Origin of the sequence: Hydrogenophaga sp., assembly GCF_026125785.1 — a bacterium.
Lineage (GTDB): Bacteria > Pseudomonadota > Gammaproteobacteria > Burkholderiales > Burkholderiaceae_C > Hydrogenophaga.
The window spans coordinates 1-19,800 of record NZ_JAHCKL010000009.1 but is presented as its reverse complement, the minus strand read 5'-3'; the positions used below and the strand labels follow the sequence as shown (position 1 = coordinate 19,800).

General features: G+C 69.5%; 19 protein-coding genes. 11 read left to right on the top strand and 8 right to left on the bottom strand.

Annotated features, from left to right (window positions below; translation table 11 throughout):
- Window positions 1–14: 14 nt before the first annotated feature.
- Window positions 15–2,366 carry a PAS domain-containing protein gene (locus KIT53_RS10715; protein WP_297751890.1) on the bottom strand — a complete coding sequence of 784 codons (2,352 nt, stop codon included), beginning with the start codon at window positions 2,364–2,366 and terminating at the stop codon, window positions 15–17.
- A 108-nt stretch (window positions 2,367–2,474) separates the two neighbouring features.
- Here KIT53_RS10715 and KIT53_RS10710 point away from each other — a divergent pair, with 108 nt between their 5' ends.
- Together KIT53_RS10710 and KIT53_RS10705 are read left to right on the top strand one after the other, a co-directional pair.
- A complete protein-coding gene (locus tag KIT53_RS10710) occupies window positions 2,475–3,122 on the top strand; it encodes a histidine phosphatase family protein (RefSeq protein ID WP_297751887.1) in 648 nt (215 codons plus the stop codon).
- Entirely contained in the window at window positions 3,106–4,281 is a 1,176-nt protein-coding gene (locus KIT53_RS10705; protein ID WP_297751884.1) for a DSD1 family PLP-dependent enzyme, read from the top strand. The genes KIT53_RS10710 and KIT53_RS10705 overlap by 17 nt, the downstream gene beginning before the upstream one ends.
- 285 nt (window positions 4,282–4,566) lie before the next feature.
- Here the strand turns inward: KIT53_RS10705 and KIT53_RS10700 are convergent, their stop codons facing one another.
- Window positions 4,567–5,652, bottom strand: a complete 1,086-nt coding sequence (locus KIT53_RS10700) for an SPOR domain-containing protein (protein ID WP_297751881.1) — start codon at window positions 5,650–5,652, stop codon at window positions 4,567–4,569.
- Window positions 5,653–5,750: 98 nt separating this feature from the next.
- Here KIT53_RS10700 and KIT53_RS10695 point away from each other — a divergent pair, with 98 nt between their 5' ends.
- On the top strand, window positions 5,751–7,520 hold the full coding sequence (locus KIT53_RS10695) for a lysoplasmalogenase family protein (protein ID WP_297751876.1): 1,770 nt from the start codon (window positions 5,751–5,753) through the stop codon (window positions 7,518–7,520).
- On the opposite strand, the gene KIT53_RS10690 is transcribed toward KIT53_RS10695, so the two are convergent.
- From KIT53_RS10690 to ruvA, 3 genes are read right to left on the bottom strand one after another with little or no spacing between them, the layout of a single operon-like run.
- Complete coding sequence (locus tag KIT53_RS10690; RefSeq protein WP_297751873.1) at window positions 7,487–8,542, bottom strand: rhomboid family intramembrane serine protease; 1,056 nt, start codon at window positions 8,540–8,542, stop codon at window positions 7,487–7,489. The two genes, KIT53_RS10695 and KIT53_RS10690, sit on opposite strands and share 34 nt — an antisense overlap.
- Before the next feature lie 26 nt (window positions 8,543–8,568).
- Window positions 8,569–9,624: a Holliday junction branch migration DNA helicase RuvB gene (ruvB, locus tag KIT53_RS10685; RefSeq protein ID WP_297751870.1), complete on the bottom strand. Its 1,056-nt coding sequence runs from the start codon at window positions 9,622–9,624 to the stop codon at window positions 8,569–8,571.
- A gap of 7 nt (window positions 9,625–9,631) precedes the next feature.
- Window positions 9,632–10,210 (bottom strand): Holliday junction branch migration protein RuvA, encoded by a 579-nt coding sequence (gene ruvA / locus KIT53_RS10680; protein ID WP_297751867.1) that lies wholly within the window; start codon window positions 10,208–10,210, stop codon window positions 9,632–9,634.
- A 70-nt stretch (window positions 10,211–10,280) separates the two neighbouring features.
- Between ruvA and KIT53_RS10675 the strand changes: the two genes are divergently transcribed.
- Genes KIT53_RS10675 through ybeY form a run of 3 tightly spaced genes read left to right on the top strand, consistent with a single transcriptional unit; the run spans window position 10,281 to window position 12,141 of the window.
- A complete protein-coding gene (locus KIT53_RS10675) occupies window positions 10,281–11,219 on the top strand; it encodes a PhoH family protein (RefSeq protein ID WP_297751864.1) in 939 nt (312 codons plus the stop codon).
- Window positions 11,220–11,247: 28 nt separating this feature from the next.
- Window positions 11,248–11,676: an MliC family protein gene (locus tag KIT53_RS10670; RefSeq protein WP_297751861.1), complete on the top strand. Its 429-nt coding sequence runs from the start codon at window positions 11,248–11,250 to the stop codon at window positions 11,674–11,676.
- 9 nt (window positions 11,677–11,685) lie between these two features.
- Complete coding sequence (gene ybeY, locus KIT53_RS10665; RefSeq protein ID WP_297751858.1) at window positions 11,686–12,141, top strand: rRNA maturation RNase YbeY; 456 nt, start codon at window positions 11,686–11,688, stop codon at window positions 12,139–12,141.
- A gap of 1 nt (window position 12,142) precedes the next feature.
- On the opposite strand, the gene dtd is transcribed toward ybeY, so the two are convergent.
- Together dtd and KIT53_RS10655 are read right to left on the bottom strand one after the other, a co-directional pair.
- Window positions 12,143–12,583, bottom strand: coding sequence for a D-aminoacyl-tRNA deacylase (dtd, locus tag KIT53_RS10660; RefSeq protein ID WP_297751854.1), 441 nt, complete (start codon window positions 12,581–12,583; stop codon window positions 12,143–12,145).
- Window positions 12,580–13,509 (bottom strand): cation diffusion facilitator family transporter, encoded by a 930-nt coding sequence (locus KIT53_RS10655; protein ID WP_297751852.1) that lies wholly within the window; start codon window positions 13,507–13,509, stop codon window positions 12,580–12,582. The genes dtd and KIT53_RS10655 overlap by 4 nt, the downstream gene beginning before the upstream one ends.
- Before the next feature lie 42 nt (window positions 13,510–13,551).
- On the opposite strand from KIT53_RS10655, the gene KIT53_RS10650 reads away from it, so the two are divergent.
- The 4 genes from KIT53_RS10650 (at window position 13,552) to KIT53_RS10635 (ending at window position 16,934) form a co-directional block, all read left to right on the top strand.
- The gene (locus tag KIT53_RS10650; protein ID WP_297751850.1) at window positions 13,552–15,042 is read left to right on the top strand and encodes an ATP-binding protein; all 1,491 of its coding nucleotides are present in this window, start codon (window positions 13,552–13,554) and stop codon (window positions 15,040–15,042) included.
- A complete protein-coding gene (locus KIT53_RS10645; protein ID WP_297751848.1) occupies window positions 15,039–15,677 on the top strand; it encodes a response regulator in 639 nt (212 codons plus the stop codon). Before KIT53_RS10650 ends, KIT53_RS10645 begins: the two co-directional genes overlap by 4 nt.
- A 106-nt stretch (window positions 15,678–15,783) precedes the next feature.
- On the top strand, window positions 15,784–16,263 hold the full coding sequence (locus KIT53_RS10640) for a heme-binding protein (protein WP_297751846.1): 480 nt from the start codon (window positions 15,784–15,786) through the stop codon (window positions 16,261–16,263).
- Window positions 16,260–16,934, top strand: a complete 675-nt coding sequence (locus KIT53_RS10635) for an ankyrin repeat domain-containing protein (protein WP_297751842.1) — start codon at window positions 16,260–16,262, stop codon at window positions 16,932–16,934. Before KIT53_RS10640 ends, KIT53_RS10635 begins: the two co-directional genes overlap by 4 nt.
- Window positions 16,935–16,959: 25 nt before the next feature.
- Here KIT53_RS10635 and tyrS read toward each other — a convergent pair whose 3' ends face one another.
- The gene (gene tyrS / locus KIT53_RS10630) at window positions 16,960–18,225 is read right to left on the bottom strand and encodes a tyrosine--tRNA ligase (protein ID WP_297751839.1); all 1,266 of its coding nucleotides are present in this window, start codon (window positions 18,223–18,225) and stop codon (window positions 16,960–16,962) included.
- A gap of 204 nt (window positions 18,226–18,429) precedes the next feature.
- On the opposite strand from tyrS, the gene KIT53_RS10625 reads away from it, so the two are divergent.
- Window positions 18,430–19,794 (top strand): M23 family metallopeptidase, encoded by a 1,365-nt coding sequence (locus KIT53_RS10625; protein WP_297751837.1) that lies wholly within the window; start codon window positions 18,430–18,432, stop codon window positions 19,792–19,794.
- Window positions 19,795–19,800: the final 6 nt, after the last annotated feature.

The window sequence follows — 19,800 nt, the reverse complement described above, 5'->3', positions numbered from 1 at the left end:
GCGGCCTTACGCGCTCAGCGCTCCAGCAGTCCGCGGATCGCCTCGCTCAGGGCGTCCATGCTGTCCTGCTTGCCCAGCACCTCGCACACGCCAGCCGAGGCGGCATCGGCCAGCAGGCGGTCGTTGACGTGGCCGGAGACGATCGCGACCCGCAATGCCGGCCGCAGTGCGCGCACGGCGCGCGCCACGTCCACGCCCGCCATACCCGGCATGTTCTGGTCGGTCACCACCAGGTCCACCGCCTCCTGCGGATGGGCGCGCAGCCATGCCAGCGCCGCACTGCCATTGTCAAAGGTGCTGACGCGGTAACCGTGCTTGCGCAGCAGCCGGCCCACCAGGAACACCAACGCTTCGTAGTCGTCGATGTAGATCACATGCCGGTCCGTCGCGACCAGGTCTCCCGCGCCCAAGGGGGGCGGAGAAGGCACGGCACTGAGCGAGTCCCTGTCTGTCGACAGCGGCGCCAGCGGCAGGAAAACGTCGAAGCGGGTGCCTTCACCCGGGCGGCTGTGGAGCTGGATGGCGCCACGGTGCGCCTTGACAATGCCATGCACCACCGCCAGACCCAGGCCGGTACCCACGCCAGGCGCCTTGGTGGTGAAGAACGGCTCGAAGATCCGGCGCTGGGTTTCCTCGTCCATACCCTGGCCGTTGTCGGCCACGCTCAGGCAGGCGTAGAGCCCGGCGGGCAGCCCTCCGAGCTGCAGGGCCTGGGCCGGGTCCACCTGCGCCTCGCGCAAGGCCACGGTGATTTCCCCGGGGCGTCCGTCCATGGCCTGCCAGGCGTTCGTGCACAGGTTCATGAGCACCTGCTGCATCTGCGTGGCGTCGGCCAGCACCGGCAGGCCGCGCCCGGGCAGACGCGTCATCAGGCGGACGCCCGCCGGCAGCAGCGAACGCATCAGCCCCAGCGCCTCCTCCACCAGCGGCGTCAGCGGCTGGCGCACCATCTCCTGCGTCTGCCGCCGGCTGAACGTGAGGATCTGCTGCACCAACTGGCGGGCCCGGATGGCCGCGCGGTTGATCTCGGTGAGGCTCTCCTGCGCAGGATGGTGGGGCCCGACGTCCTCGCGCGCCAGCACCAGGTTGCCCAGGATGGCCGCCAGCAGGTTGTTGAAATCGTGCGCGACGCCACCGGCCAGCGTGCCGATGGCCTCCATCTTCTGCGATTCGCGCAACTGCACCTCCAGCGCGCGGTGCTGCGCCTCGGCCAGCTTCACCTCGGTGATGTCGGTGTGCGTGCCCACCATGCGCAGCGGTTTGCCGTCTTCGTCGCGCGAGATGACCATGCCGCGCGAAAGCACCCACTTCCAGGTGCCATCCTTGCACCGGATGCGGTGCTCGTTGCGGTAGCTGGGCATGCGGCCTTCAAAATGGGCCTGGCGATCGGCCTGCATCTGGGCCACGTCGTCCGGATGCGTAAGCGCCTCCATGTCCGGGTCGACCTCGTCGTCAAACCCCAGCATGGCCCGGATGCCCGGTGAGACAAAGCCTTCGCCGGTCTGCACGTTCCAGTCCCAGACACCGTCGCCGGCACTCTCCAGCGCCAGCTTCCACAGGCGTTCGCTCGCGTGCAGGGCCGCCTCGGCCTCTTTGCGCGCGGTGATGTCGAGCAGCACGCCGACGCGGTGGGTGCCCTCCTCGTCGCTGGACACCGTGTAGGAGCGGCGCAGCACCCACTTGATGCGGCCATCGGGCATGACGATGCGAAACTCGCCGCCCAGGTCCACGGGCTCGCCCTTGCGGATGTGCTGCATGTCCTGCTCCAACAGCGCCACGTCCTCAGGATGGCGGTAGCGCGAAGCCACCAGCGGGTCGCGCAGCAGGTCCTCGGGCTCCAGGCCATAGATCTCGCGCACACCCGGGCTTACATAGTCGTAGCGCCGGCGGCCGTCTGGTGTGACAAAGACCGAATACACCATGCCCGGCATCTGCGAGGTGACCAGCCGCAGCTTTTCCTCGCTGTCGTGCAGCGCCTTCTGGTGCCGCACCAGCGGCGTGATGTCCTCCACCGTGCCTTCGTAGAACCGCAGCTCGCCATGTGGACCGCGCACCGCGTGCGCGTTCTCGCTGATCCAGACCCGTTCGCGCGTGCGGTGACGGTAGATCTCCGAGACGAATCCACGCACATAGCCGTCGCGCTCCAGCAGGCGACGGAACTCGGCGCGGCGCACCGGGTCGACGTACCACTCGACGGCAATGTCCTTCACGCCCTGTATGAGCTCGGCCTCGGTGCGGTAGCCATTGAGCGCCACCAGCGCCTGGTTGGCCCGGAGCATCTGACCGTCCGGGGAACTGCGGTAGGCCCCTATCGGCAGGAAGTTGAAAAGGGTGGAAAAATCCGCGTCGGGCGGAGTCGGTGTCATGGGGATGAATTGTGTCGCAACGCCGGAGCGACTCCGCATCCGTTTGCAGCCTGTCCGCAAACCGCTACAGTCCCGCTCTGACCGTTCATCCATCCCGCAGGAAACCCGTTGCAGATCACCCGCATCCTGGCCGTTCGCCACGGTGAAACCGCCTGGAACCGCGCCACGCGCATCCAGGGCCACACCGACATCGCGCTCAACGAGCATGGCCGCTGGCAAGCCCGGCGGCTGGCGACGGCGCTGCAGGACGAACCGATCTCGGCCATCTACGCCAGCGACCTGGGCCGCGCCTTCGAGACCGCCGATGCGGTGGCCCGCGTCAAAGGCATGGCGGTGTCCACCCACCGCGGGCTGCGGGAGCGCCATTTCGGCCAGTTCGAGGGCCACACCTGGGCCGAGCTGGAAGCGCGCTGGCCCACCGAGGCGCTGGCCTGGCGCAAGCGCATGCCCGATTTCGCGCCCGCGGGCGGCGAATCGCTGCAACAGTTGCAACGGCGCGTGATCCCCGCGGTGCTGGAACTGGCCGCGCGCCACCCGGGCGAACAAGTCCTGATGGTGGCGCACGGCGGTGTGCTCGATATCCTCTACCGCGCCGCCACACGCCTGGAACTGCAGGCGCCGCGCAGTTGGGAACTGCCCAACACCGCCATCAACCGCCTGCTCTGGTCACCCGAGGGCCTGAGCCTGGTGGGCTGGGCGGACACCCAACACCTTCAGACCGAGTCCGGAAGCGCCCTCGATGAACACACCACCTGAACCCGCCAGCCGCTGGCAGATCGCGCGGGAATGGATCGGCCAGGGCGTGGCCGCCATCGACACGCCCACCCTGGTGATCGACCTGGACGCGATGGACCGCAACCTCGCGCGCATGGCGGCCTTTGCCAGCGAGCGCGGGCTGCGCCTGCGGCCGCACGCGAAGATGCACAAGAGCGTGGAACTGGCACGGCTGCAGATCGCACACGGCGCCGTCGGCGTGTGCGTGCAGAAGACCGAGGAAGCTCTGGTCATGGCGCACGGCGGCGTGCACGACGTGCTGATCACCAACGAAGTGCTGGCGCCGCCCAAGCTGCGCCGCCTGGCGCAGGCGGTGCGCCACCTGCCCACCCGCTTTGGCCTGGTGGTCGACAGCGCGCTGGGCGTGGAGCGACTGGCCGACGCCCTCACGGATGCGGGCGTGCGCGAGGAACACAAGGTGGACGTCTACGTGGAGATCGACGTCGGCCATGGCCGCTGCGGCGTGCCACCGGGCGAGACGGCCCTGGTGCTGGCGCACCGCATCCTCTCCAACCCGGTGCTGCATTTCGCAGGCCTGCAGGCCTACCATGGCAGCGCCCAGCACCGGCGCACCGCGGCCGAGCGGGCCCAGGCCATTGGCGAGGCCGCCTGGACGGCGGCGCGGGCACGCGAGCGCCTGCAGGCCGGGGGGTTCTCCGTGCCCCTCATCACCGGTGCCGGCACCGGCACCTTCGTGCTCGAATCGTCCAGCCGGGTCTGGGGCGAGCTGCAGGCTGGCTCCTACCTGTTCATGGACGCCGACTACGCACTCAACGAACCCGCGCCGCAGGCACCGGTGTTCGAACATGCCCTGTTCGTCAAGAGCCAGGTCATGAGCCGCAGCGCCCAGCATGCCGTGTGCGATGCCGGCCACAAGAGCCATGCCATCGACAGCGGCCTGCCCGCGGTCTGGTTCCCCGGCGGCCTGCGCTACGGCAACGGCGGCGACGAGCACGGCCTGCTTCGCACCGGCGGCGCCGGCACCGCCCTGCCCGAACCGGGCGAGACCGTCTGGCTGGTGCCAGGCCACTGCGACCCCACCGTCAACCTGCACGACTTCATGGTCGGCGTGCGCGGCGGCCTGGCCGCAGGACACGTCGAGCGCATCGTCTCCGTCGATGCGCGCGGCGCGGTGTGGTGAGGGTGTAGCCCCCACGCTCCGCCGCTGCGCGGGTCGCTGCCCCCCGAGGGGGCTGACCCCGCCTTGGGAGCGGCCCGGCGGCGGGGTCCCTCGCCCCCACGCTCCGCCGCTTCGCGGGTCGCTGCCCCCCAAGGGGGCTGACCCCGCCTTGGGGCGGCCCGGCGGCGGGTCCGTCGCCCCCACGCTCCACCGCTGCGCGGGTCGCTGCCCCCCGAGGGGGCTGACCCCGCCTTGGGGCGGCCCGGCGGCGGGGTCCGTCGCCCCCACGCTCCGCCGCTTCGCGGGTCAGGGGCTGGTGATCTGTGCTTCGAGGCCCAGTGCGCGTATGCGCTCGGCAGCGGCTTCGGCTGCGGGCCGGTCGGTGAAGGGGCCGGCGCGCACGCGGGTGCGGGGGCCTTTGGGCATGTCCAGCACCTGCAGGCTGGCGGGCAAGCCGGTTTCGAGCAGGCGGGCATGGGCCTTCTCGGCGTTGGCGGGGTCGGCGAACAGGCCGACGTTGATGACGAAGCCCTGTTGCGCGGCCGGCACCCGCTCGGTGCGCGAGGGCGTCGGTGGCGCCAGAATGGGTTTCGGAGCGGACTTCGGTTCAGCCTCGGCGGGCGCAGGCTCGGTCTCCACGGTCGTCAAGGGCTCCGAAGCCGCTGGCTCTGCGGGAGGCACGCCGGCATCGGGCGCAGAGGCTGCTGGCGCGTCCTCGGCCACCTCCGCCGAGGGCGTGGCCAGCGCCGAGGCATCGGGCTCTGCCTGCGGCGCGGCCACCTGCTCCTGCACCGACCCGGTCACCGAGTTCTCTGACGGGGGCGCTGCGTCCTCCGGGCCGGCGCGCAACGCTTCGACCGCGCGGTAACCCACCAGGAGCGCCACCACAAGCAACAGGTTGAGCACCACCAGCGCCCACAGCCGCCGCCCGGTGCTGGCCTGCCGCTGGAGGGCGGTGCAAGCCTCTTTCACGGTGCGCGCTTCACGCACCGCGCGCGTCATCCGACGCCGCACGTCCGCATGCAACCAGGCGTTGCCATACGCACCGGGAATGGCCACGCAAAGCACCAGCAAGGCGCCCAGCACGCCCCACTCCACCGCGGCCGGCCAATGCAGGACGTTGCGGCCCAGGCCGATAACCAGCAAGGCCAGGCCTTCGGCACAGGCGACGTAGACCAGGGCCGCCATCCATAGCTGGCGAAACACCAGCCAGTTGAGCGTGATGAGCGCGGCGGCCCAGTTCCAGGCCGGGCCGGCGCGGCCGGCTTCGTCGAAACGCGCGAACAGCGGCAGGTAGTCACCGGTGTTCACCGGGCCAAGCGCAGCGCGGTAAAGCGCGGTGGTGGCGCTTTCCGGGGCGGTCGCGGCGGGCGGCGGCAGCGAGGCAGGCATGCCCGATTCTGTCACGTACGGGTTGACGCCAGCACCGCGCCAACGGGGCCACCGCCACAATGCCGCATGCCCTTCTCCGCCCTCGCCAGCGCCACCCCATGAGCCCCAGCCAGATCATCGTGCTGGCCACGCCGGTGTTCCTGGCGCTGATCGCCATCGAGTACGTGACGGGCCTGCGCCGGCGGCGCAACACCTACCGGCTCGACGACGCCATCACCAGCATCGGCCTGGGCATGCTCAGCCAGATCAGCGCGGTGTTCACCCGCCTGCTGCGAATAGGCCTGTACACCCTGGTCTATGCGCACGTCGCCATCGGACCCGGCGAGGCCTTCTGGACCTCCTGGGCCGGCTGGCTGCTGGCGCTGGTGTTCTACGACTTCTGCTACTACTGGCTGCACCGCGCCGGGCACGAGTGCGCCGTGTTCTGGGCCGCCCACGTGGTGCACCATCAGAGTCAGGACTACAACCTCTCAACCGCGCTGCGCCAGACCAGTTCGGGTGCGCTGCTGGGCTGGATCTTCTACCTGCCGATGGCGGTGGCCGGCGTGCCGCCGCTGGTGTTTGGCGTGGTGGCGCTGATCGACCTGCTCTACCAGTTCTGGGTGCACACCGAACAGGTGGGCAAGCTGGGCTGGTTCGACCGCTGGTTCTGCAGCCCGTCCAATCACCGCGTGCACCACGCGGTGAACGACCGATACCTGGACCGCAACTACGGCGGCATCCTCATCGTCTGGGACCGGCTGTTCGGCAGTTTCCGCGAGGAGGACGAGCGCTGCGTCTATGGCACGCGCAAGCCGCTGGACAGCTGGGACCCGTTGTGGGCCAACGCCGAGGTGTACTGGAGCCTGTTGCGCGACGCCTGGCACACGCGCCGCTGGCGCGACAAGTTGCGCGTCTGGTTCAAGCCCCCGGGCTGGCGTCCGGCGGACGTCGCGGCCCGTTTCCCGTCGGCGGCGTTCGACATGGCACGCGTGCAGCGTTTCGCACCGCCCATGGGCCGCGGCGTGCGGGTGTTCGCGGCGGTGCAATTCCTCGCATTGCTGGCCGGCGTGGCGGGTTTTCTCTGGCTGGCCGATACCTGGCCGCTGTGGCGCAGCGGCGTGGTCTTCACCGTGTTGCTGGCCGCGCAGTGGGCCCTGGGGGCCGTGATGCAAGGCCGCATCCGCATGGGCGAAGCGCTGCTGATCGAATGCGCGGCGCTGGCCATGGCCAGCTCGGCACTGGGCTGGACGGTGTTGCACCTCGTCTTCAAGCCGCTGACCATGCTGGTGGCCTTGGCGGTGGTGGTCTCGGCCTGGCGCGAGGCACCCCGACGCCTGCGCGGCATCGCACCCTGGTTGCTCGCCGCCCTGGCGGCCTCGCTCGCGGGCGACGTGTTTCTGATGCTGCCTGGCCACTTCATTGCCGGCCTGGCGGCGTTCCTGTTGGCCCATCTGGCCTACATCGCGCTGTTCCGGCAAGGCGGCGTCGGCTGGCTGCCCAGTCGCCAGGCGCTGGCGTGGGTGCTGGCCCTGGCGCTGGCCATGCTGGTGGTGCTGTGGCAGAGCGGCCTGCCCACCGGATTGCGCGCGCCGGTGGCCGCGTATGTGGCGGCCATCTCGCTGATGGCAGCCCAGGCCCTGGGACGGGCCATGGTGCTGCGCGACACCCCGTCCCGCATGGTGGCCTTCGGCGCCCTGTGCTTCATGGCCAGCGATGCCTTGCTGGCGGTCAACCGCTTCGTCGCGCCACTGCCCGTACCGGGCTTCTGGGTGCTCACCACCTACTACGCGGCGCAGTGCCTGATCGTGGCCGGGCTGCTGCGCACACGCCCACCCGAGGACGCCGTGCAAGCTCAGCGGCTGGGCGTGGATTCGGCGGTGGCCTGATCCAGCCGCGCGCGCACGGTCTGCAGCCGCTGCCTGAGTTCCGCCATGCGCTGGCGCGCATAGCCGGGATCCAGCGTGCCACGGACCTGACCGACTTCCATCACCATCATCTCTTCACGGATGGCGTAGTGCTCCTGCAGGTCGGACACGCCGGGCAGGCTGCCGCGCAGGCGCACCTGGAACAGCCCCTCCACCAGAGCCTGGAAAGCCGGGATGTGGCGCTGAGCCATGGCTTGCGCGAGTTCCGCATCGCTCAGTTGGCCGAGCCGAGCGGCCTCCACATCTGCTCGCAACGCCCGCTCGGCCTGCTCACGGCGCGGCTGCAGCGCGTCCAGCGCCAGTTGGGCATCCAGTGTGCGGTGGTGGTCCACCCCGGGTGAGGCGCCCGCCACCAGACCGCCCACCATCAGCGCCAGCAAACCCAGCGCGGACAGGGAGCGCATGCGCGTGCGGCCAGAGAGCAGCCAGGCCATGGCCGCCCCGCCCACCAGCCCGCCGGCATGGGCGGCGTGGTCGCCGCCGCGCCCTGTCAGCGCCAGGGCCACCACCAGCACCAGCATCCCGGCCAGACCGGCCAGCAAAGGCGCACGCCGCAAACCAGGCCGCACGACCAGACCGACGAGCAGCGCGCCCACCAGGCCAAACACCGCCCCCGAGGCGCCGACCGAAACGGCGTAGCGCGAAGCGGCGTGCAGGCTGGCCGCACTGCCCACCAGGGCCGAACCACCACAGATCAGCAGGACCGCGCCATTGCCCAGCCATGGGCATACCTGCCGCCCCACCACCCAGAGCGCCGTCATGTTGATGAGCAGGTGCACCACGCCCGCGTGCAGCACGGGGGCGCTCAGCAGCCGCCAGTACTCGTGGTATTGCACGACGGCCGAAGCGGAGTTCGCGCCCCAGGCGAACAGCTCGGCCGATGTCGGCCGCCACGGGCTGAGGCCGTCGCCCACGTTGAAAAGCCAGATGCCCGCGTTGAGCGCCACCACGAGGCAAAGCGACCAGGGCCAGGATGTCTTCACGCGTGACCCTGGAAACGCAGCCGGGATCAGTCGCCGAACAGTTCACTGGCGCCGCTCTGTGGCGCCGCCACACCCAGGTGCCGGTAGGCCGCCAGCGTGGCAATGCGTCCACGCGGCGTGCGCTGCAGAAAACCCTGCTGGATCAGATAGGGCTCGATCACGTCTTCGATGGTGTCGCGCTCCTCGCCGATGCTGGCCGCGATGTTGTCCAGCCCCACCGGCCCGCCATCGAAGCGATGGATCACCGCCTCCAGCAGCTTGCGGTCCATGAGGTCAAAGCCCTGCGGGTCGACGTCGAGCATGGCCAGCGCGCGGCTGGCGATGTCCAGCGTGATGGTGCCCGAGCCTTTGACGTCGGCGAAATCGCGCACACGGCGCAACAGCCGGTTGGCGATGCGCGGCGTGCCGCGCGAGCGGCGCGCGATCTCGAAACCACCAGCCTCCTCCATCGGCGCTCCCAGCAGGCCGGCGCTGCGCCGCACGATGCGCGCCAGCTCCTCGGCGGTGTAGAACTCCAGCCGCGCCACGATGCCGAAACGGTCGCGCAGCGGGTTGGTCAACATGCCCGCGCGCGTGGTCGCGCCCACCAGGGTGAACGGCTGCAGATCCAGCTTGATGCTGCGCGCGGCCGGCCCCTCGCCGATCATGATGTCGATCTGGTAGTCCTCCAGCGCGGGGTACAGAATCTCTTCGACGACCGGGCTGAGCCGGTGGATCTCGTCGATGAAGAGCACGTCGTTGGGCTCCAGGTTGGTCAGCAGTGCCGCCAGGTCCTTGGGCTTCTCCAGCACCGGCCCGCTGGTCTGGCGCAGGTTGACGCCCAGCTCCTGGGCAATGATGTGCGAGAGCGTGGTCTTGCCCAGACCGGGCGGGCCAAACAGCAGCACGTGGTCCAGCGCCTCGCTGCGCTTCTTCGCCGCGCCGATGAAGATCTCCAGTTGCTCGCGCACCTTCTGCTGGCCCACGTACTCGTCCAGCAACTTGGGGCGCAGCGCGCGCTCGATGGCCTCTTCCTTGGGCGAAGCGGCACTGGCCGAGACGACGCGCGGCGCGGGGGTGAAGTCGTCGGTCTGGATGCTCATCGCATGCTCACTTGGCCAGCGCCTTGAGCGCCAGCTTGATGCCATCGCTCACGCCCACGTCTTTCGGCAGTGCCTTGAGCGCAGCGGTGGCGTCCTTGTCGCTGTAGCCCAGGGCCATGAGCGCCTGCTGGATGTCGTTCTGCGCGTCGCTGTGCGTGGCCGCGCCACCGGCCGGGCCCAGGTCGGCACCCAACTTGCCCTTGAGTTCGAGCAGCAGGCGTTCGGCGGTCTTCTTGCCGATGCCCGGCACCTTGATGATGCGGCCGCTCTCCTGGGCGCTCACCGCCTGGGCCAGGTCGGCCACGCTCATGCCCGAGAGCACGGAAAGCGCGGTGCGTGGTCCCACGCCGCTGATCTTGATGAGCTGGCGGAACGCCTCGCGCTCGGCCGCCGTGCCGAAGCCGTAGAGGATCTGCGCGTCCTCCCGCACCACGAAGTGGGTGAGCAGGGCCACCTTTTCGCCGCTGGCAGGCAGGTTGTAGAAGGTGCTCATGGGCACGTCCACCTCGTAGCCCACGCCGTGGCAGTCCACCAGGATCTGGGGCGGGTTCTTCTCCAGCAGGATGCCGGTCAACTTGCCTATCATCGGGTTTTCCTTTGGCGGAATTATCGGCTTGATTCTCAGACACACTTTCACCCCGCCCGACAACGGGCGCATGGCCAACCTCTGCGGCCCCATGGACAGCCACATCCGCAGTATCGAGGCCGCCCTGCAGGTCAAGGTGGCACACCGCTTCGAGCAGTTCCGCATCGAAGGCCCCAAGGCCCGGGCCACCCAGGCCCTGGAGGTGCTGCAGGCACTCTACGAGATGGCACGGCGCCCCATACCGGCTGAGCAGGTCCAGCTCATGCTCAGCGGCGACACCGCCCTGGCCGCGCCCGGCGAGGACGCCCTGGCCATGCAGACGCGGCGCGGCGAGGTGCGCGGGCGCACGCCCAACCAGGCGCGCTACCTGGAGAACATGGCCACGCACGACATCACCTTTGGCATCGGCCCGGCCGGCACGGGCAAGACCTACCTGGCCGTGGCCTGCGCGGTCGATGCGCTGGAGCGCAGCGCGGTGCAGCGCATCGTGCTCACCCGGCCGGCGGTGGAAGCCGGCGAGAAGCTGGGCTTTCTGCCTGGCGACCTGGGCCAGAAGGTCGACCCCTACCTGCGCCCACTGTACGACGCGCTCTACGACCTGATGGGCGCGGACAAGGTGCAGAAGGCCTTCGAGCGCCAGCAGATCGAGATCGCGCCCCTGGCCTTCATGCGCGGGCGCACGCTCAACCACGCCTTCGTGATCCTGGACGAGGCACAGAACACCACGCCCGAACAGATGAAGATGTTCCTCACCCGTATCGGCTTCGGCTCCAAGGCGGTGGTGACGGGTGACGTGAGCCAGATCGACCTGCCGCCCACCCAGCTCAGCGGCCTGATCGACGCCGAGCGCGTGCTCAAGCGGGTGCAAGGCATCGCCATCACCCGCCTGAGCAGCGTCGACGTGGTGCGCCACCCGCTGGTGGCGCGCATCGTGGACGCGTACGACGCGCAGCGCCCCACTGCCGACGTGGCGCCCACACGGCGCGCGCGGCGCAGCGCAGCCCCCTGAGCACACCACCCATCCGCCAGGAGGACCCATGCCCCGTCGCTCCACCGCCCCAGGCACCGTTGCCGTGCTGGCCGCCACCGTCACGCTGGCCGGAGGCTGCGCCCTCAAACTGCCAGGCGCCGACAAGACGCCCGCACCCAGCGGCCAGACGGTGTTCGCCGACAGTTTCAGCAGCCAGACGGTGCGCTACCGCTGCCAAGGGGGCACCGAACTCGACGTGGTCTATCTCAACCTGACCGATGGCACGGCCTTCGCCGCGCTCCACCACGGTGGCCGCACCGCGCTGCTGCAGAACCGCCCTGCCGCCTCGGGCGCGCGCTACATCGCCCTGGACGAACAGCACAGCCTACGCTGGTACACCAAGGGCAGCGAAGGTTTCCTGAACTTCATGGCGGCCGACCACACCGCGCGTGAACGCCCGCTGCTGGCCGACTGCCGCGCCCTTCCCGCCCCCTGATCCTCCGCCATGGCCCTGCCTGCCCTCAGCCTGTCCCTTCAGTTCGGTGAACTGGCCGACGCCCACGCTCACCGGGCCGCCCTGCCGCGCCACGCGGTGCGGCGATGGATACGCCATGCGCTGGCGCGTGATGCCGAGATCACGGTGCGCATCGTCGATGCCGAAGAGGGCCAGACCCTCAACCGCGACTACCGCGGCCGCGACTACGCCACCAACGTGCTGACCTTCGACTACGCCGACGATCCGGTGGTGATGGCCGATCTGGTGCTCTGTGCCCCGGTCGTGGCCCGCGAAGCCGCCGCCCTGAAGAAGCCACTGGCCTCGCACTACGCCCATCTGCTGGTGCATGGCACGCTGCACGCCCAAGGCTGGGACCACGAGACCAGCGAGGCCGATGCGAATGCGATGGAGGCGCGAGAGACCGAGATCCTGGCGGGCCTGGGCGAGCCCGACCCATACGCCTGACTCAGGCCATGCGCAGCGGGATGGTGACCGGTCCGTCGTTCACAAGGTGAACCTTCATGTCGGCGCCAAAGCGCCCACTGGCCACCACGGGATGCGCCTGGCGCGCGGCCGCGAGGAATGCGTCGTAGAGCGCTTCGCCCAGCGCGGGGGGCGCTGCGCCGGTGAAGCCCGGCCGGTTGCCGCCGCGGGTGTCGGCCGCCAGGGTGAACTGGCTCACGATCAGCAGGCCGCCGCCCACGTCCTGCACGCTGCGGTTCATTTTGCCCGCCTCGTCGCCAAAGATGCGCAGCTTCAGGATCTTGGCCAGCATCCGCTCGCCCACGGCTTCGGTGTCGTCCGGCTCGGCGCACAGCAGCACCAGCAGGCCCGCGCCAATGGCGCCTGCGGTATGGCCGTCGATGTCCACGCGCGCCTCGGACACGCGCTGCAGCAGGGCGATCATTTCAGGTCGCGCTCGTCGTAGAAGTGCGCCTCCACGTCGCTGGGCAGCAACTGGATGGAGGCGCGCAGGCCCGGGACTGCGCTCATCAGTGCCTGCTCGACGCTGGTGCGCACCGCCGCGGCCCGCCCCAGCGACCATGAGGCCGGCATGTGCATGTGCAGGTCGACGAAGCGGCGCTGGCCGGCCCGCCGAGAACTGACGTGATCGAAGCGGATGATCGGGGCCTTGTCGCCCGAGCCGGTGAACCCATCGAGGGTCTGCTGAATGGTGGCCATCACCTCGGGCTCCAGGGCCTCGTCCATCAGCCCCTGCGACGACCGCCACATGAGATGAAAACCTTCCTTGAGGATGTTGGCCGCCACCGCCATGGCGATCAGCGGGTCGAGCCAGAGCCAGCCGCTGAAATACACCAGCCCAATGCCCACCACCACACCCACAGAGGTCCAGACGTCGGTGAACAGGTGCTTGGCGTCGGCCTCCAGGGCAATGGAGCGGTGCTCCCGCGCTGCGCGCAGCATCACCCAGGCCAGCACGCCATTGAGCGCCGAGCTGACCACCGACAACGCCAGCCCCCAACCCACCTGCTCCAGCGGCTGCGGATCCAGCAGACGGTGCCCGGCGGCCCAGATGATGCCCAGCGCCGCCGCGATGATGAGGATGCCCTCGAAGCCCGATGAGAAGTACTCGGCCTTGTGGTGGCCGTAGGGGTGGTCTTCGTCGGCTGGACGCGCCGCGACGGTCACCATCACCAGACCGAACACCGCGCTGGCCAGATTGACCAGGGATTCCATCGCGTCCGACAGCAGGCCCACCGAATCGGTGACCACCCAGGCCAGGGTCTTGAGCGTGATGGTGATGATGGCCACCACGATCGAGGCCATGAGCAGGCGCTTGGGCGTGAGGAGTCGGGTGGTGGCGGGTGTCATGCCCCCCATTGTGCCGGCTGATGGCGTGCCAGAATCCGCCGCATGCGACAGCGTTCCTGGCAGAGCTCTTGGTGGTGGGTGCCCGCTGGCCTGGCGGTGGCACTGGCCGGCGCCGCCTGGCTCGCGCAGCGCTGGCTGGACGAACAACGCGCCCTCTTCGAAACCGATGCGCGCATCGTGCACCGGTTGCTGAGCCAGCGGGTGGTGCAACACGACGCCATCCTGTCCACGCTGGCACTGCTGCAGCCAGCGCGCGATGGCATGCAGGCAGCGCCGCCCGAACAGCGGCTGCCCGCGCTCTACCCGCAGATCCTGGCCGTGCAGCGGCGCGATGCGGACCAGCACTGGGACGACGAGGCTCTGGCACAGGCCGAGGCGCGCTCGCGCCAGAGCCGCCGCGCCGCGCTGGCCTCACCCGATCTGCCGGGCGGCCGCTACCGCCTTGTGCTGGCGGCCACCCCCACCAGCTACGCGCTCACCATCGACCTGCGCGCCATGGTGCCCTGGGAAGAATGGCCCATGCCGCGCGAAGGCAGCCCGGTCCGCGTGGCGCTGGTGCTGGACGGGCAGGTACATGTGATCCAGCCTGGCCGTGTGGCGCCGGGCGAAGGCCCGGGCGGTGGCTGGCGCCTGGGTTTTCACAAGGTGCTGGCCGCCGATAGCCAACCCTTCGACGTGGTGGCACAGCGGAACATCGGCTGGGACCAGTTGCCCTGGGGTCGCATGCTGGCCTGGGTGGTCGCCGTGATGGCGGTGCTGACCGCGCTGCGCCAACTGCTGCGCCAGCGCAGTGAGCAGCGCCGCGCCGAAGAACTGCTGCGGCTGGGCCAGGTCGGCCGCCTCAATGCCCTGGGTGAACTGGCCGCTGGCATGGCCCATGAGCTCAACCAGCCGCTGACGGCCGTGCTGGCCAACACCCAGGCAGCCCAGCGCCTGCTGGCCGAAGAGCCTCCTGAACTCGCCACGGCGCGCGGCGCGATGGCACAGGCGGCGGAACAGGCCCGGCGCGCCGCCGATGTGCTGGGCCGGCTGCGGCGCGCCGTCGAACGGCCCGGTTCCGAGGGCCAGGCTCAGGCGGTGGACATGGCCGCCGCGGTGCGTCACGCGCTCTACCTCCTGGAGCCAGAGAGCCGGCGGCGCGAAGTGACGCCCTCGGTGCAGGGCCCCGCGTCCCTGCACGTGCTGGCCGACCCGGTCGCGCTGGAGCAGATCGTGCACAACCTGATCCTCAATGCCCTGCAGGCGCTGGAGCAGGTGCCCGTGGAGCGCCGCCGCCTCGTGCTGGCGCTCACACCACGCCAGGAGCAGGCCGAACTGAGCGTGAGCGACAGCGGCCAGGGCATCGCGCCCGAGGTGCTGCCGCGCCTGTTCGAGCCGTTTTTTTCCACCCGGGAAGGCGGCCTGGGCCTGGGCCTGAGCCTGTGCGAGTCGCTGGCGCAAGGCATGGGTGGTGCGCTGACGGCAGCCAACCGGCCCGAGGGCGGCGCCGTGTTCCGGTTGCGCCTGCCTCGGGCGCAGGACGCCCCCTCATGAGCGGCGACACCCTGTCCCCCACCGTCCACCTGATCGACGACGACCAGGCGGTGCGCGAAAGCCTGGCACTGCTGATCGGCACCGTGGGCCTGCGCGTGCAAGCCTGGGGCGACCCGCAGGACTTCCTGGCCCACTTCGACCGCGAGGGCATAGGCGCCATCGTGCTGGACGTGCGCATGCCGGGCATCAGCGGACTGACGGTACTCGACCACCTGGTGGCCCAAGGCGTGGACCAGCCCGTCATCATGCTCACCGGTCACGGTACGGTGGACATGTGCCGCCGGGCCTTCAAGGCCGGCGCAGCCGAGTTCCTCGAAAAGCCGGTGAACGACGAGGCCTTGCTCGAAGCCCTGCAGCAGGCCGTGCGCCAACACGTGCGTTCGCGCCAGCGCCATGAGGCCGACCGCGCCGCGCGCGACCGCTACGCACAACTCTCCGAACGCGAGCGCGAGGTGCTGGGCCTGATCGTCGAGGGCCTGACCAACAAGGAGATCGGCCGCGCCCTGGGCCTGTCGCCGCGCACCGTGGAAACCCACCGCGCCAACCTGTTCGGCAAGCTCGGGACCGAGTCCCTGGCGCAACTCATCCGGCGGTACGCGGCGCTGGTCGAGAACGACGATCGCACCACTCCGTAGTTCTACGGAAGCCCGCGCGTAGCCGCCCGAATGGGCGCGGCGGGCCCGAATTCCTACAGTTCTCCCACGGTGAATCGCACCGCGACCGAACCTCCACGGAGAACCCATGAAATACGCTGTCCTCGCCCTCGCCCTGGCGGCCACCGCCGCCAGCGCACAAGCCGTGCGCACCGAAAAGAACATGTCGCTGGAACTGGCCAACCAGATCGCCGCCGCCACCGTGGCGGCCTGCGCCGCCAACAACCACAACGTGACCGCCGCCGTGGTGGACCGCGCCGGCACCCTGCGCGCCCTGCAGCGCGCCGACAACGCGGGCCCGCATACCGTGGGCGCGGCCCAAGGCAAGGCGTTCACCTCGGCCTCGGCGCGCGCCAACACCAGCGCCATGCTGGAGAACGTACAGAAGAACCCCGGCGCGCAGACCCTGGTCGACATTCCCGGCTTCCTGGTGCTGGGCGGCGGTGTGCCGGTGCGCGTGGGCAACGAGGTCATCGGTGCCGTGGGCGTGGGTGGCGCACCTGGCGGCCATCTGGACGAACAATGCGCCCTGGCGGGCATCGCCAAAGTGGCGGACCTTCTGAAATGAGAGCCTCCCTGGCGCTGACACTGGCCGTGTTGCTGGCAGGGCCGGCCCTGGCCCAGGTGGCGCCCAGCGCCGCCGAGGTCCGGGGGTACCAGGGCCTGCTGGCCGCTGCGCAGACCGGCGACGCCGCGCGCGTGGCCGGTGCGTCCAAGGCCATGCTGGACGCCCGCGACGACCGAGGCCGCACACCGCTGCATGTGGCCACCTTCGCACGGCAGCACAGTGTGATCCGCGCGCTGGCACGGGCTGGCGCGGACCTGAACGCACTGGAAAACGACCGCTACGACGCGGTGACCATCGCCTCGGTGGCCGACGACGAAGACACGCTGCGGCTGCTGCTGTCACTGGGCGCCAGCGCCGGGCAGACCACCAGCCGCTACGACGGCACGGCCCTGATCGCCGCCGCCCACCTGGGCCACGACGGCGTGGTCAGGCAGCTCATTGCGGCTGGCGCGCCACTGGATCATGTGAACAACCTGCACTGGACCGCCGTGATCGAGTCCATCGTGCTCGGCGACGGCGGCGCACGCCACCAGGCCACGCTGCGCGCCCTCATCGATGCGGGCGCCAGCCTCGCACTGACCGACCGCAATGGCCAGACACCCCTGGCGCTGGCGCGGTCGCGCGGCTACACCGCGATGGTGACCATGCTGGAGAAAGCCGGCGGGCGCTGAGGCAGGACGGACGGACGGGCGGCCGTCAGGGGTTCAGCGTGACACGCGCGAACTTGCGCTTGCCCACCTGCACCACATAGGCCCCCGCAGCCAGCTTCAGACCCTTGTCGCTGACCACACTGGAGTCCACCCGAACGCCACCACCGTCGATGAGGCGGTTGGCCTCGCTGGTGGACGGCGCGAGGCCGGCGGACTTCAGCAGGGCCGCAATACCCAGCGGCGCGCCCGACAGCGATACCTCGGGAATCTCGTCCGGCACGCCACCCCGGCTGCGGTTGATGAAGTCCTGCTCGGCGGCGTCGGCCGCCGCCGCGCTGTGAAAGCGCGCGGTGATCTCCTTGGCCAGAGCGACCTTGGCATCCTTGGGATTCGCCCCCTCGTCCACCGCCTTTTTCAAGGCGTCGATCCGCGCCATGGACTGGAACGACAGCAGGGTGTACCAGCGCCACATCAGCGTGTCCGAAATGCTCAACACCTTGGCGAACATGGTGTTGGCGTCTTCGGTGATGCCGATGTAGTTGTTCTTGCTCTTGGACATCTTGTCCACGCCATCCAGCCCTTCCAGCAGCGGCATGGTCAGGATGCACTGCGGCTCCTGCCCGTACTCGGCCTGCAGATGGCGCCCCATCAGGAGGTTGAACTTCTGGTCGGTGCCGCCGAGCTCCAGATCGCTCTGCAGCGCCACCGAGTCGTAGCCCTGCATCAACGGGTAGAGAAACTCGTGCACGCTGATGGGCGTCCCGGCGGTGAAGCGCTGGTGAAAATCGTTGCGCTCCATCATGCGCGCCACGGTGTACTTGGCGGCCAGCTGGATCATGCCCATGGAGCCCAGGGGCAAGCTCCATTCGCTGTTGTAGCGGATCTCGGTGCGCGCGGGGTCCAGCACCAGGCTGGCCTGCTTGTAGTAGGTCTCGGCATTGGCCTTGATCTGCTCGGCCGTCAACGGGGGACGGGTGCTGTTGCGGCCCGAGGGGTCGCCGATCAGGCTGGTGAAATCCCCGATGAGAAAGATCACCTGGTGCCCCAGATCCTGCAACTGGCGCATCTTGTTGAGCACCACGGTGTGACCGATGTGGATGTCGGGCGCCGTCGGGTCCAGACCAAGCTTGATGCGCAGCGGCTTGCCGGTGGCCTGCGAACGTGACAATTTTTTGACCCAGTCGGCCTGAGGAATCAATTCTTCGCACCCGCGCAAGGTCACGCTCAGGGCCTCCCGCACGCCGTCCGTCAGCGCTTGCGGCGAGGCATCGTTCAAGAGAGTACTTTTGGTTTCTTCCGGACTGGGGTTCATACGCGTTTCTTCGAATGCGGAAAGGGTCGCAGTGGCTATACTGCGCGGCCAGGGTGACAGATTTTAGTTGGCGCGCTTTTTGCACGATAACAAGGGCATCTCGTCACCCCCCGGGCGGTTGAGTGAACTTGTTGTGACTCAAGCGCTCTTTTTTTGTGCGTTGTGCCCGCAGCCTGCGGGCATGCCCTTGCCGGAACCCCCGTTTTGATTCGACCGCTTCTCCTCCAGCTGGCACGCTTTGCCGATGCCACGAGCCAGAGCCTGGCGCGGCACCCCCGCCGCATCATGGGCGGTCTGGGTGTCCTCCTTCTCGGTACCGGTGTGACCGCCTTCGGCATTGCGCCGCTGGCCCCCGATGCCGCCGACCTGCCCGTGCGTCAGGTCGTCGAGGCCCTCGACACGCCCGCTCTGATCCAGTCCAACCTCGCACCCCTGACCGATGTGCAGCCGCTGGTGCTGTTCCGCACCGAGACCACGCGCCGCGACGATACCGCCCAAAGCCTGTTGCAGCGCCTGGGCGTCGTCGACCCGCAAGCGCAGGCCTTTCTGCGCAGCGACCCGACGGCCCGCCAGTTGCTCTCCGGCCGCGCCGGCCGCCTGGTCAGCGTCGAGACCACCGACCGCCAAAGCCTGCTGCGCCTGACGTCGCGCTGGCTGACCTCCACCGAAGGCAACACCTTCACGCGCCTTGTCGTCGAAGCCACCCCCAGTGGCGGCTATGCCTCGCGCCTGGAACAGGGCCAGCTCACCGCCTCCGCCCGCCTGGCCTCAGGCGTGATCCGCAGCTCGCTGTTCGCCGCCACCGATGAAGCCAACATCCCCGATTCGGTCGCCGTGCAACTGGCCGAGATGTTCTCCAGCAACATCGACTTCCGCCGCGACCTGCGTCAGGGGGACCGCTTCAGCGTGGTCTTCGAGAGCCTGGAAGCCGACGGCGAAAGCCTGCGCACGGGCCGCGTGCTCAGCGCCGAGTTCGTCAACAACGGCCGTACCCACGCCGGCGTCTGGTTCGAAGAGCCCGGGCACAAGGGCGGCTACTACGGCTTCGACGGCCAGAGCTCACGCCGCTACTACCTCTCGTCCCCCCTCGAATTCACCCGCGTGAGCAGCGGCTACGGCGTGCGCTTCCACCCGATCTCGGGCGAACGCAAGGCCCACCTGGGCGTGGACTACGCCGCCCCCACCGGCACGCCCGTGCGCACCATCGGCGACGGCACCGTCGAATTCGCCGGCGTGCAACGCGGCTATGGCAACGTGATCTACGTTCGCCACCGCAACAACCAGACCACCGTCTACGCCCACCTCAGCCGCATTGGCGTGCGCACCGGCCAGCGCGTAAGCCAGGGTGAGTTCATCGGCAACGTGGGCTCCACCGGAGCCTCCACCGGTCCGCACCTGCACCTGGAGTTCCGCGACAACGGCGTGCACATGGACCCGCTGGAAATCGCCCGCCAAAGCGAAGCCATCCCCCTGCCCGCCGAACTGCGCCGCCGCTTCGACGCCATCGCTCAACTGCAGCGCATGCAACTCGACGCCGCCGCCACCGTGCAACAAGCCAGCGCGGAGTAGCAGGGC